This is a genomic window from Mycolicibacterium smegmatis (assembly GCF_001457595.1).
In the GTDB taxonomy this organism is placed as follows: Bacteria; Actinomycetota; Actinomycetes; order Mycobacteriales; family Mycobacteriaceae; genus Mycobacterium; species Mycobacterium smegmatis.
On record NZ_LN831039.1, the window covers coordinates 3,142,784 to 3,155,758 of the forward strand.

The following is a 12,975-nucleotide window of genomic DNA, read 5'->3' on the forward strand; positions in this document are numbered from 1 at the left end:
CTGACATGCACCAGAACACGGCCAACGACTTCGAAACATTCGACGCGATCGTCATCGGCGCCGGATTCTCCGGTTTGGCGATCCTGCACCACCTGCGCGAGATCGGCCTGCGCACCGTGGTGCTCGACGCGCAGGACGGTATCGGCGGGACCTGGTGGGCCAACCGGTATCCCGGCGTGCGCACCGACAGCGAATACAGCTACTACTCGTTCTCGTTCTCGAAGGAAGTTCGCGAGGAATGGACGTGGTCGCAGCGCTACCCTGCGGGCCAGGAGGTGCTCGACTACCTCAACTTCGTGGCCGACCGCCTGGATCTGCGTCGCGACATCCGCCTCGGTGTCCGTGTCGATTCGGCACGCTACGACGAACCCGCCAACCGCTGGGTCGTCACCACCACCGACGGCGTGGAACTGACCACGAAGTACCTCATCAGCGGTATGGGTGTGCTCTCGCAGTCGATCTACCCGGACATCCCGGGTATCGAGACGTTCGCCGGCGCGAGGTACCACACCGCCCACTGGCCGCGTGACGGCGTCGACCTCGCGGGCAAGCGGGTAGGTCTGATCGGACTCGGCGCGTCGGGCATTCAGGTGGTGCCGACGATCGCACCGGAGGTCGCCGAACTCGTGGTGTTCCAACGCACCCCGAACTTCGTGGTCGAGACCACCAACGATCCCGTGACGCCCGAGCAGATGCAGTGGCTGCGTGAGAACTACGACACGGTGTTCGAGAAGGCCGCCAACCACCCGTTCGGGGTCGCGATGGAACCCGCACAGTTCAGCGCACTCGAGGTCGACGACGACGAACGCCGACGCATCTTCGAAGCGAAGTGGAACGAGGGCGGATTCCACTTCGCCAACGAGTGTTTCAACGACCTGGCCACCAACCACCAGGCCAGCGAGCTCGCCTCGGAATTCATCCGGTCCAAGATCCGCGAGATCGTCAAGGATCCCGCGACCGCGGATCTGCTGTGCCCCAAGGACTATTCCTTCAACGGCAAGCGCGTCCCCACCGGTCACGGCTACTACGATGCGTTCAACCTCGACCACGTGCGCCTCGTCGACGTGGCATCACAACCCATCACGGAGATCACACCGCACGGCGTCAAGGTGGGGGAGCGCGAATACGAACTCGACGTGTTGATCTTCGCGACCGGATTCGACGCCATGACCGGCACACTCACCTTCATCGACATCATCGGGCGCGACGGGATCACGTTGCGCGGCAGGTGGGCCCGCGACGGGCTACGGTCGAACCTGGGGATCGGCGTGCACGGGTTCCCGAACTTCTTCATGTCCCTCGGCCCGCAGACGCCGTACTCCAACCTGGTGGTCCCCATCCAGCTTGGCGCGCAATGGCTACAGCGCGCCATCCGCTGGGCCGAGGACAACGGGGTGGACCGGCTGGAGGCCACGCGGGAATCCGAAGAGTGGTGGGCCGAGGAGACCGAACGTGCCGGCAAGGCCACGGTGATGTACACCGAGGGCAAGAAGGCCAAGGCGTGGTTCCTCGGCGAGAACGTGCCAGGCAAGCCCGAGGCCTTCCTGGTGTACATGGGGGGTGGGCAGGTCTACCAGCAGTACTGCCGTGAGGTCGAGCAGAGCGGCTACGCGTCGTTCCTGGCGGGTGCTCTCGTCGGCGACGCCGTCTGAGCACCGTGTGCCGAAACGCCATTCCAGCAGAAAGTGCGAGTAGACCCCTGCTGGAATGCCGTTTCGGCGGAAGGACTACAGACGCTCGATGATGGTGGCGTTGGCCATGCCGCCGCCTTCACACATGGTCTGCAGGCCGTAACGTGCGCCGCGCTGGTGCAGGGCGTTGACCAGCGTGGTCATGATGCGAGCACCGCTGGCGCCCAACGGGTGTCCGATCGCGATGGCGCCGCCGTTGACGTTGGTCTTGGACAGGTCGGCCCCGGTGTCGGCCGCCCACGCCAGCACCACCGGCGCGAACGCCTCGTTCACCTCGAACAGGTCGATGTCGGCGAGCGTCAAACCCGCTCGGCGCAGGACCTTTTCGGTGGCCGGGATGACGCCGGTGAGCATGTAGAGCGGATCCGAACCGACCACGGTGGTGGTGTGGATCCGCGCGAGCGGCTTGAGCCCGAGTCGCTTCGCGGTTTCACCACTGGTGATCATCACCGCGGCACTGCCGTCGGACAGCGGTGACGAGTTACCGGGCGTGATCTCCCAGTTGATCTGTGGGAACCGCGCCGCATACGACTCGTGGTAGAACGCGGGCTTGAGGCCGGCCAAGGTCTCCACGGTGGTTCCGGGGCGGATGATCTCGTCGGTCGACAACCCCGCGATCGGTGCGAGCTCGGCCTCGAACAGGCCCTCTTTGGTTGCCCTGGCGGCCTTTTCATGGCTGGCTGCCGAGAATTCGTCGAGCTGTGCGCGCGAAAGGTTCCACTTGGCGGCGATCAACTCGGCGCTGATGCCTTGGGGGACAATCCCTTCGGAGTAGCGCTCGGCGAACGCGACACCGAACGGGTCGCTGCCCGGCAGCACCGAACTGCCCATCGGGACGCGTGACATCGACTCGACACCCGCGGCGATCACGATGTCGTAGGCCCCGGCCAGCACACCTTGCGCGGCGAAGCTGATCGCCTGCTGGCTGCTGCCGCACTGGCGGTCCACCGTGGTGCCGGGCACCGATTCGGGGAAGCCCGCGCCGAGCAGGGCGTTGCGGGCGATGTTGACGGCCTGGTCGCCGACCTGGGTGACGGCACCTGCGATCACGTCGTCGACCTGGGCGGAATCCACACCGGTCCGTGAGATCAACTCACGCAGGCTGTGGGCCAGCAGATCGGCGGGCAGCACACCGTGCAGTGCGCCGTTGGCCTTGCCTTTCCCGACGGGCGTGCGTACCGCGCCCACGATGACCGCGTCGCGGCCGGCAAATCCGGACATCAGTGCCTCCTGAGTCTCACCGCTGAGTATTATTATCTGTACTCAGATGTATCACACCTGGGTATAGTGATAACAACTCAGCGATGGGAATGATTCCGTGGCAATGCTGCAGGGTGCGCTCGCCGATCGTGACGCCTGGTCGCCGGTGGGGCGGTGCCCGATCGAGAAGGCGATGGGTCTGGTCGGCACCAAATCCGCGATGCTGATCATGCGGGAGGCGTACTACGGCACCACACGCTTCGAGGACTTCTGGCGTCGCGTCGGCGTGACCAAGGCCGCGGCCTCGGCGCGGCTGTCCGACCTTGTCGAAGCCGGTCTGCTGGAGCGCAGGCCCTACCAGGAGCCCGGTCAGCGCGTGCGCGACGAGTACGTGCTCACCGATGCGGGCCGCGATTTCATGCCCGTGGTGTGGGCACTGTTCGAATGGGGCCGCAGGCACATCCCGAACGACTCCCCACTGCGACTCGCGCACGACGGGTGCGGCGCGTACGCGACGGTCGAGGTGCGGTGCGACGACGGCCACGTGGTGCCGCCCGACGAACTCGTCATCCGGGTGGCCCGGGCCTGAGAGGTGAGGGTTCAGCCCGATAGGGGCGTCGACCGTGCGCTGAGGGCGGGATTCGGCGCGGATTCCCGCCACCGGCGCACGCTCGACGAAGAGTTCGGCCCCACTGAACTCACTGAACGTCGGCCAGGAACTTCTCCACGAGCGTCGCAGGTGCCTGCGTCAGCCACGCCTCGGTGACCAACTCCTCGAGTTCGTCGGGTTCGATCGCCGCCAGGCGGATCAGCACGATGGGATACCCGTCGAAGTGCGGTGTGGTGAAGTAGACAGCCGGATCATCGGCGACCAACGCGAGTTTCACACCCTCGTCGGAGACCCGGACGCCGAGGATGTCGCCGGTCGGCGCATCGGCGCCCAGCGCCGCGAGGTCAGCCTTGCGCAGCGGACGCTCCCATGCGATCCGCTTCTTGCGGACGCGCCACGTCCGCGGCGTCTGTTCGTCGGTCTCGGGCAGCGCCGCCGCGATACGAGCCACGTCGTACCAGTCGGCCACGTAGTCACGCTACCGCCGCGACGGCCCGGTTCCTATAGACCGATCAGAGATGACTCACACCGAGACCCACGAAGAACACGCCGACCGCGCCGGCGATCACGGTGATCACGAGCCGCTGGTGGGTCTTCATGGCCGCGTACGTGCGCTCCACCGCGGCGCGGGTGGCCACCGGAGCGACCCAGAAACTGATGATCGGGATCAGCGCCGCGGCGAACCCGACGACGTTGAACATCACCAGCGCCGCCATCTGCTCGCCGACCGCGGCGCCCGAGGTCAGCACCGCGGCCATCGCGGCCAGATAGTACGGCGTCGGAAAACCGTTGCTGAGCCCCAGAAGGGCTGCGGCCCAGGCAGCCTCGCCGCGCAACGCGGCTTTGACGCTCTCCGGCAGCTTCGACACGATCGGCAGTGAATCAAGCGGCGGTGGCGCCGGTCCCTCGCCCGGTTCGGCCCGGTCGGACCCGGCCGCCGGAACCGTGGCACGCCTGTGGCGGAACCGGTCGACGACGCGGGACGCGGTACCGGTGGCCACGAGAGCCGCGAGCAGCAGGGCGGCCACCCCGATCCCGATCTCGGCGGCCGGCGCGATGGCCTGGCCGCCGTCACCGGAGGTGTTCTTGAAGACGAACACCACGGCCGCGCCCACCGCGACGTTGAGACCGAACGCGACGGCGAAGAAGGGGAGCAGCAACCGCATGGGATGGCGCCGGGACAGCATGTAGGCCACCACACCGATACGCAGGGGGTCGACTCCGGCAACGACGGCCATCACCAGCACCGTGCTCCACATCCGAAGTTGCCCGTCCCTTCACCGGTTGGCTCACCGCCGCCTTCGACGCTGCGGTGCCGCTCCCACCGTACGGGCCAACCAGCCGAATTCCCCGCGAGCGGGTGAGGATGTCGCGTGCGATGCGCGCACCTGAACCTTGTGATGGGATTTGCGGATGGGTATCAAAGTGGCGCTGGAGCACCGCACCAGCTACACGTTCGACCGGCTCGTCGAGATCCATCCGCATGTCGTGCGGCTGCGTCCGGCGCCGCACTGCCGCACGCCCATCGATGCGTATTCGCTCACGGTCGAACCGGCCGATCACTTCATCAACTGGCAGCAGGATGCGTTCGGAAACCATATGGCGCGCTTGGTGTTCCCCAATCGGGCGCGCGAACTCACCGTGACCGTCGGTCTGATCGCCGACCTCAAGGTGATCAACCCGTTCGACTTCTTCATCGAGGACTACGCCGAGACGGTCCCGTTCGAGTACCCCCGTGCACTGCGCGAAGATCTCAAGCCCTATCTGCGCCCGGTCGACGAGGGCGCCGAGGGCTCGGGTCCGGGTGAACTGTGCGCCGCCTGGGTGAGCAATTTCACGATGCCGCCGGGGACCGCGACGATCCAGTTCCTGGTGGCGCTCAACCAGGCCGTCAACGCCGATGTCGGCTACAGCGTCCGCATGGAGGCGGGCGTGCAGACGCCCGACCACACGTTGCGCACGGGCATCGGATCATGCCGTGACTCGGCCTGGCTGCTGGTGTCCATCCTGCGGCAACTCGGGTTCGCGGCGCGGTTCGTCTCGGGATACCTCGTCCAGCTCACCTCCGACGTGGAAGCGCTCGACGGACCGTCGGGACCCGCGGCCGACTTCACCGACCTGCACGCCTGGACCGAGGTCTACATACCCGGCGCCGGGTGGATCGGCCTCGACCCCACCTCGGGACTGTTCGCCGGGGAGGGACACATCCCGCTGTCGGCGACGCCGCATCCGGAGTCGGCCGCGCCGGTCACCGGCGCGACCGGGGTCTGTGAGGCCTCCCTGGAGTTCTCCAACGTGGTCACCCGCGTACACGAGGACCCGCGGGTGACGCTGCCGTACACCGACGCCGCGTGGGCATCGATCGTGGACCTCGGCGGCCGCGTCGACAGGCGTCTGGCCGACGCCGACGTGCGCCTCACGATGGGCGGCGAACCGACGTTCGTCTCGATCGACAACCAGGTCGACCCCGAGTGGACCACCGACGCCGACGGACCGCACAAGCGCGAACGCGCCTCGGCGCTGGCCGCCCGGCTCAAGAACGTCTGGGCGCCAGGCGGACTCGTACAACGCAGCCAGGGCAAGTGGTATCCCGGTGAACCCCTGCCGCGGTGGCAGATCGCGCTGTACTGGCGCACCGACGGCCTGCCGCTGTGGACCGACGCGGAACTGCTGGCCGATCCGTGGTCCGGCAAGACCCGCGAGGTCGCCCCCGATGCGGCCGAGCGTCTGCTGTCGGAGATCGCGGCCGGCCTCGGCCTGCCGGGCACCCAGGTGCGGCCGGCGTTCGAGGATCCGCTGAGCCGGCTGGCGGCCGCCGTGCGACTGCCTGCCGGTGACCCGGTGGGCGCCGACGAGGATCTGGCCGAGGACGGCGCCGACGCCAGGGCGGAGCTGCTGGCGCGCCTCGAGTCGCCGGTCGACGCGCCTGCCGCGCACGTACTTCCGCTGCACCGCGCCGACGACGGAACGGGCTGGGCGAGCGCGGACTGGCGGCTGCGGCGCGGCCGCATCGTATTGCTCGACGGGGATTCGCCCGCAGGGCTTCGTCTGCCGCTGAACTCGATCAGCTGGCAGCCGCCGCGGCCGTCGTTCGAGGCCGACCCGCTGGCGGTGGACACAGACACCGAACCGGCGCCCGGACGACGGACCGCGACCGTCGTCGACGCCGACGGTGCCCCCACCACCGCGCTGGTCGCCGAGATCCGCGACGGGCTGCTCTACGTCTTCCTGCCGCCCACCGCGGAGCTCGACGACTTCCTCGACCTCGTCGCGCGCGTCGAGGCCGCCGCGGCCGCCGTCGGTGTGCCCGTCGTCGTCGAGGGATACGGCCCGCCCACCGACCCACGGATCACCTCGACGACCATCACGCCCGACCCGGGCGTCATCGAGGTCAACGTGGCCCCCACGGCGAGCTTCGGCGAGCAGAACAAGCAGTTGGAGACCCTCTACGAGCAGGCCCGCCTGGCGCGGCTGTCCACCGAGTCGTTCGACGTCGACGGCACCCACAGCGGGACCGGCGGTGGCAACCACATCACGCTGGGCGGCATCACCCCGGCCGACTCACCGCTGTTGCGGCGCCCCGACCTGTTGGTCTCACTGCTGACCTACTGGCAGCGCCACCCCGCGCTGTCGTATCTGTTCGCGGGACGGTTCATCGGAACCACATCGCAGGCACCGCGCGTGGACGAGGGGCGCGCCGAGGCGCTCTACGAACTGGAGATCGCGTTCGCCGAGATCGCCCGACTCACCGCTACCGACGCCCCACAGCCGTGGGTCCTCGACCGCGCGCTGCGCCATCTGCTGACCGACATCACCGGCAACACCCACCGCGCGGAGTTCTGCATCGACAAGCTCTACAGTCCCGACGGCGCCCGCGGCCGCCTCGGCCTGCTGGAGCTGCGCGGCTTCGAGATGCCGCCGCACCACCAGATGGCGATGGTGCAGGCGCTGCTCGTCCGGTCGCTGGTGGCGTGGTTCTGGGACGAACCGCTGCGCGCCCCGCTGATCCGGCACGGGGCCAACCTGCACGGCCGATACCTGCTGCCGCACTTTCTGATTCGCGACATCGCCGACGTCGCGGCGGACCTGCGTGCGCACGGCATCGACTTCTTGACCAGCTGGCTCGACCCCTTCACCGAGTTTCGTTTCCCGCGGATCGGGACCGCGGTGTTCGACGGTGTCGAACTCGAACTGCGCGGCGCGATCGAACCGTGGAACGTGCTGGGGGAGGAGTCGACGGCCGGCGGCACCGCGCGTTACGTCGACTCGTCGGTCGAGCGCATCCAGGTGCGCCTCGTGGGCGCCGATCGGGACCGCTACGTCGTGACGGCCAACGGCCATCCGATCCCGCTGCTTGCCACCGAGAAATCCGACGTGCAGGTGGGTGGCGTGCGGTACCGCGCGTGGCAGCCGCCCAGCGCTCTGCACCCGTCGATCACCGTCGACGGCCCGCTGCGGTTCGAGCTGATCGACACGGCAACCGGCACGTCAAAGGGCGGCTGCACGTACCACATCGTGCATCCGGGCGGCCGGTCCTACGACACCTCGCCGGTCAACGCGGTCGAGGCGGAATCGCGGCGCGGCCGCCGCTTCGAGGTCATCGGTTTCACGCCAGGAAAAGTGGACATGTCCGTCATTCGGGAGCGGCAGGCGCGCCAGTCCACCGATGTGGGTGCACCGGGGATTCTCGATCTGCGCCGGGTGCGTACCGTTCTTCGTTGATGGTTCTACGCGCGAACGGCTCCCAGCCCACCTCGACCGCCGGCGCCGCCGGCGATCTCGGTGCGGGCTCCGACGTCTCAGGCGCCCCCGGTATCCGGGATGTCGACGGAGTGCTCGAGAAGTACCGCCGCACCCGCCTGCAGCGGGCGCTGTTCGACGTGCGGGGTTCACAGGCCGGCACGGCCTACGACGAGTTCGTCGACACGGCGGGCGAGGTCCGCCCCGCATGGCGTGAGCTGGCCGAGTGTGTCTCCGAGCGCGGACGTTCCGGCCTCGACCGCCTGCGCGAACAGGTCAACGCCCTGGTCGACGCCGACGGCATCACCTACATCCAGGTCGACCGCCACGGTGAGATCGTCATCGACCGCGAGGGCGCCGCGATGCCGGGACCTTGGCATCTCGACGCGCTGCCGATGGTGATCTCCGCCGAAGAATGGGACGTGCTGGAGGCCGGCCTGGTGCAGCGTTCACGTCTGCTCGACGCAGTGCTGGCCGATCTGTACGGCGAGCGCCGCTCGATCACCAGTGGCGTGCTCCCGGCGCAGTTGCTGTTCTCCCATCCCGGCTATCTGCGGGCCGCCCACGGCATCACGGTGCCGGGTCGTCACCAATTGTTCCTGCACGGGTGTGACATCAGCCGCGGCGACGACGGCGCGTTCGTGGTCAACGCCGACTGGACCCAGGCCCCTTCCGGCGCCGGTTACGCACTGGCCGACCGGCGCGTCATCGCCCATGCGGTCTCGGAACTGTACGAGCGCATCGCGCCGCGGCCGGTGTCGCCATGGGCGCAGGCCCTACGCCTGGCCCTGATCGACGTCGCACCCGAATCCGCCGAGGAACCGGTGGTCGTGGTGCTGAGCCCCGGCATCCACTCGGAGACCGCGTTCGACCAGGCCTATCTGGCGGGCGTGCTCGGCTTCCCGCTGGTGGAGAGCGCCGATCTGGTGGTCCGCGACGGCAAGCTGTGGATGCGGTCGCTGGGCACCCTCAAACGTGTCGATGTGGTCCTGCGCCGCGTCGACGCGGACTACGTGGACCCACTCGACCTGCGCCCCGATTCCCGGCTGGGCGTCGTCGGGCTGGTCGAGGTGCTGCGCCGCGGTGCGGTGACGGTGGTCAACTCCCTGGGCAGCGGCGTCCTGGAAAGCCCCGGCGTGACGCGGTTCCTGCCGCAGCTGGCACAACTGCTGCTCGACGAGACACCGCAGCTGGACACCGCGCCGCTGTACTGGGGCGGTATCGACATCGAACGCTCGCACCTGCTCACCAGGCTCGACTCGCTGCTCATCCGCCCCGTGTGCGGCGGCAAACCGATCGTGGGGCCCGAACTGTCCACCGCGCAACGCGAGGAACTGGCGGCGCGCATCGAGGCGACGCCGTGGCAGTGGGTCGGCCAGGAACTGCCGCAGTACTCCACGGCCCCGGTCGACTTCCGCAGCTCCGGACTGTCCTCGGCCGGTGTCGGTATGCGATTGTTCACCGTCGCGCAGCGCAGCGGCTATGCGCCCATGGTCGGCGGACTCGGGTATCTGATGGCGCCGGGCAACGCGGCGTTTCGCACCAACACCGTGGCCGCCAAGGACATCTGGGTACGCACACCCGATCGGGTGACGGCCGAACGCATCCAGGCCCCGGTCGAGCTGGCGACGCCGGAGACCCGGCCGAGCCCGACACGCGTGGTGAGTTCACCACGCGTGCTGGCGGACCTGTTCTGGTTGGGCCGCTACGCCGAACGTGCCGAGAGCACCGCACGGTTGCTCAACGTGACCCGCGAGCGCTACCACGAATACCGCTACCGGCAGGCATTCGAGGAAAGCCGTTGCGTGCCGGTGCTTCTCGGTGCTCTCGGGTCCATCACGGGCACCGACACCGGAGCGCGCGACGACGATCACGAGGCCATCGCGACCGCACCCACCACGCTGTGGTCGGTGACCGCCGACCGGTACCGGCCCGGGTCGCTGGCGCAGTCGGTGGAGCGCCTCGGCCTGGCCGCCCGCGCCGTGCGCGACCAGATGTCCAATGACACCTGGATGGTCCTGGCCGGGGTCGAACGTGCCGTGCTGCGCACCAGTTCCGTTCCGCCCGACTCGCATTCGGCCGGTGAGACGTATCTTGCGAACGCGCACAGCCAGACGCTGGCGGGCATGCTCGCGCTCAGCGGTGTGGTCTCCGAATCGATGGTGCAGGACATCGGCTGGACGATGATGGACATCGGCAAACGCATCGAACGCGGGCTGCACCTCACCGCGCTGCTGCGCGCGACGCTGGCGCAGGTGCACAGCCCAGCAGCCGAACACGCCGTCGCCGAGTCGACGCTGGTGGCGTGTGAATCCTCGGTGATCTACCGGCGTCGCAACCCGGGCCGGATCAGCGTGGCCGCCATCGCCGAACTGGTGCTGTTCGACGCCGAGAACCCCAGATCGCTGATCTACCAATTGGAGCGGCTGCGCACCAGGCTCAAGACACTGCCCGGTTCTTCGGGATCATCGCGCTCCGAGCGGCTGGTCGACGAGATCGCCACGCGGCTGCGGCGTCTGGACCCCGACGACCTGGAGACCGTGACCGACGGCATGCGCGTGGAACTCGCGGACCTGCTCGACGCCATCCACATCGGGCTGCGCGACCTGGCGACGGTCATCACGGCCGCGCATCTGTCGGTGCCCGGCGGTATGCAGCCCCTGTGGGGTCCCGACGAGCGGAGGATCCTGCCGTGACAGACGTTTTCGGCGGCGGTGCGACGCGCCGCTACGAGATCACGCACCGGACCGTGTACCGCTACTCCGATGTCGTCACCAGCTCCTACGGGCGCGGGTTCCTCACGCCACGCGAACTCGACCGGCAGCGCTGCCTGTCACACGAACTGCTGATCGAACCGGAGGCCGCCGACAGTTCGACGAGCCGCGACGCGTACGGCAACACCAGTTCGTACTTCCACGTGACCACGCCGCACCGAATGTTGTGCATCACGAGTCATTCGGTGGTCGAGGTGGATCCGCCCGCACCCGACCACTACACGTGCCGCTCGGCGAAGGCGCCGTGGGAACTCGCGCGCCCGGTCGGTGGTGAGGCCGCCCTGGCCGCGGAGTTCACGCTCGACCTGCAGCCGCCGGAGATCACCGACGCGGTCCGCGAGTACGCGGCCCCCAGCTTCGAGCCGGGCCGCCCGCTCATGGAGGTGTTGCGGGATCTCACGTCCCGCATCTACACCGACTTCACCTACCGGTCCGGTTCGACGACGATTTCCACCCAGGTCGCCGAGGTGCTCGCGGCGCGCGAGGGGGTCTGTCAGGATTTCGCGCGCCTGGCGATTGCGTGCCTGCGCGCCAACGGACTTGCCGCGAGTTACGTGTCGGGGTACCTGGCCACGGATCCGCCGCCGGGGCGCGAGCGCATGGTCGGTGTCGACGCCACCCACGCCTGGGCGTCGGTGTGGACACCCCAGAACATCTGGCTCGGTCTGGACCCCACCAACGACCAGATGGTCGACGAGCGGTACATCGTCGCGGGCTTCGGCCGCGACTACGCCGACGTGCCACCGTTGCGGGGCATCATCTACACCGACTCGGAGAGTAGTGTCATCGAGGTATCAGTCGACGTGGCACCGTACGAGGGGGATTTGCTGCATGCGTGACTTCACGTGCCCGAACTGCGGTCAGAGGCTGGCGTTCGAGAACTCGCTGTGCCTGTCGTGCGGCAGTGCGCTGGGGTTCTCGCTGTGCGACATGGCGCTGCTGGTGATCACCGAGAAGGACCAGAGTGACCACGCGGGCGCGGTCGACGAACAGAAGTACAAACTGTGCGCCAACCTTTATGCCGCCGAATGCAACTGGCTGGTCCGCGTCGGCGAGGGCGACGAGTTGTGCGAATCCTGCGCGCTCACCCGCACCCGGCCGGCCGACAGCGACACCAAGGCCATGGCCGCGTTCGCGGGTGCCGAGCGCGCCAAGCGCCGCCTGATCGTCGAACTGCACGAGCTCAGACTGCCGATCGTGAGCCGTGCGGAGGATCCCGAGTACGGGCTCGCGTTCGACCTGCTCTCGAGCGAGTTCGACAAGGTGTTCACCGGTCACGAGAACGGTGTCATCACACTGGATCTCGCCGAGGGTGACGACGTGCACCGCGAACAGTTGCGCATCGCGATGGACGAGCCCTACCGCACGCTGCTGGGCCACTTCCGCCACGAGATCGGGCACTACTACTTCTACCGCCTGGTGGCGCCGTCGGCCGAGTTCACTGCGAAGTTCAACGAACTGTTCGGTGATCCCGACGCCGACTACCAGGCCGCCCTGGACCGCCACTATCAGGACGGGCCACCTGCGGGCTGGGAGGACGACTTCGTGTCGTCGTACGCCACCATGCACGCCGCCGAGGACTGGGCCGAGACCTTCGCGCACTACCTGCACATCCGCGACACACTCGACACCGCCGCGGCATTCGGATTCGCCCCGGCCGGAGCAACTTTCGACCGCCGCGCCCTCGGCCCCAGCGCGTTCGACACCATCATCGAGATGTGGCTGCCCCTGGCGTGGTCACTGAACATGGTCAACCGGTCGATGGGCCACGACGACCTGTACCCGTTCGTGCTGCCGCCCGCCGTGCTGGAGAAGATGCGGTTCGTGCACACCGTGATCGACGAGGTGACCTCGGCCTGACGGGTTCGCCCGCTCTCCCGAGCGTCGGCTTGTGTGCGAACTTTTCGGGATATCTCGCACACAAGCCGACGCTCGATGTGAGCTGCCGCGCGTGTGTGAA

General features: G+C 68.2%; 9 protein-coding genes. 6 read left to right on the plus strand and 3 right to left on the minus strand.

The genetic code is table 11. From position 1 onward, the window contains the following. Positions 1–5: 5 nt before the first annotated feature. Complete coding sequence (locus AT701_RS15115; RefSeq protein ID WP_011728756.1) at positions 6–1,652, plus strand: flavin-containing monooxygenase; 1,647 nt, start codon at positions 6–8, stop codon at positions 1,650–1,652. A 75-nt stretch (positions 1,653–1,727) separates the two neighbouring features. Here AT701_RS15115 and AT701_RS15120 read toward each other — a convergent pair whose 3' ends face one another. Next, positions 1,728–2,912, minus strand: a complete 1,185-nt coding sequence (locus AT701_RS15120; RefSeq protein WP_003894393.1) for a thiolase family protein — start codon at positions 2,910–2,912, stop codon at positions 1,728–1,730. Positions 2,913–3,009: 97 nt separating this feature from the next. Between AT701_RS15120 and AT701_RS15125 the strand changes: the two genes are divergently transcribed. Continuing rightward, positions 3,010–3,480 carry a winged helix-turn-helix transcriptional regulator gene (locus AT701_RS15125; protein ID WP_011728757.1) on the plus strand — a complete coding sequence of 157 codons (471 nt, stop codon included), beginning with the start codon at positions 3,010–3,012 and terminating at the stop codon, positions 3,478–3,480. 109 nt (positions 3,481–3,589) lie between these two features. Here AT701_RS15125 and AT701_RS15130 read toward each other — a convergent pair whose 3' ends face one another. Then, positions 3,590–3,970 (minus strand): MmcQ/YjbR family DNA-binding protein, encoded by a 381-nt coding sequence (locus AT701_RS15130; protein WP_011728758.1) that lies wholly within the window; start codon positions 3,968–3,970, stop codon positions 3,590–3,592. A gap of 43 nt (positions 3,971–4,013) precedes the next feature. Further along, positions 4,014–4,739 carry a GAP family protein gene (locus tag AT701_RS15135; protein WP_228095587.1) on the minus strand — a complete coding sequence of 242 codons (726 nt, stop codon included), beginning with the start codon at positions 4,737–4,739 and terminating at the stop codon, positions 4,014–4,016. Positions 4,740–4,914: 175 nt separating this feature from the next. Here AT701_RS15135 and AT701_RS15140 point away from each other — a divergent pair, with 175 nt between their 5' ends. Genes AT701_RS15140 through AT701_RS15155 form a run of 4 tightly spaced genes read left to right on the plus strand, consistent with a single transcriptional unit; the run spans position 4,915 to position 12,875 of the window. Then, the gene (locus AT701_RS15140) at positions 4,915–8,223 is read left to right on the plus strand and encodes a transglutaminase family protein (RefSeq protein WP_011728760.1); all 3,309 of its coding nucleotides are present in this window, start codon (positions 4,915–4,917) and stop codon (positions 8,221–8,223) included. Next, the gene (locus AT701_RS15145) at positions 8,223–10,937 is read left to right on the plus strand and encodes a circularly permuted type 2 ATP-grasp protein (protein WP_081319473.1); all 2,715 of its coding nucleotides are present in this window, start codon (positions 8,223–8,225) and stop codon (positions 10,935–10,937) included. The genes AT701_RS15140 and AT701_RS15145 overlap by 1 nt, the downstream gene beginning before the upstream one ends. Next, positions 10,934–11,854, plus strand: a complete 921-nt coding sequence (locus tag AT701_RS15150; RefSeq protein ID WP_058126131.1) for a transglutaminase family protein — start codon at positions 10,934–10,936, stop codon at positions 11,852–11,854. Before AT701_RS15145 ends, AT701_RS15150 begins: the two co-directional genes overlap by 4 nt. Then, positions 11,847–12,875: a zinc-binding metallopeptidase family protein gene (locus AT701_RS15155; protein ID WP_058126132.1), complete on the plus strand. Its 1,029-nt coding sequence runs from the start codon at positions 11,847–11,849 to the stop codon at positions 12,873–12,875. Before AT701_RS15150 ends, AT701_RS15155 begins: the two co-directional genes overlap by 8 nt. Positions 12,876–12,975 lie beyond the last annotated feature (100 nt).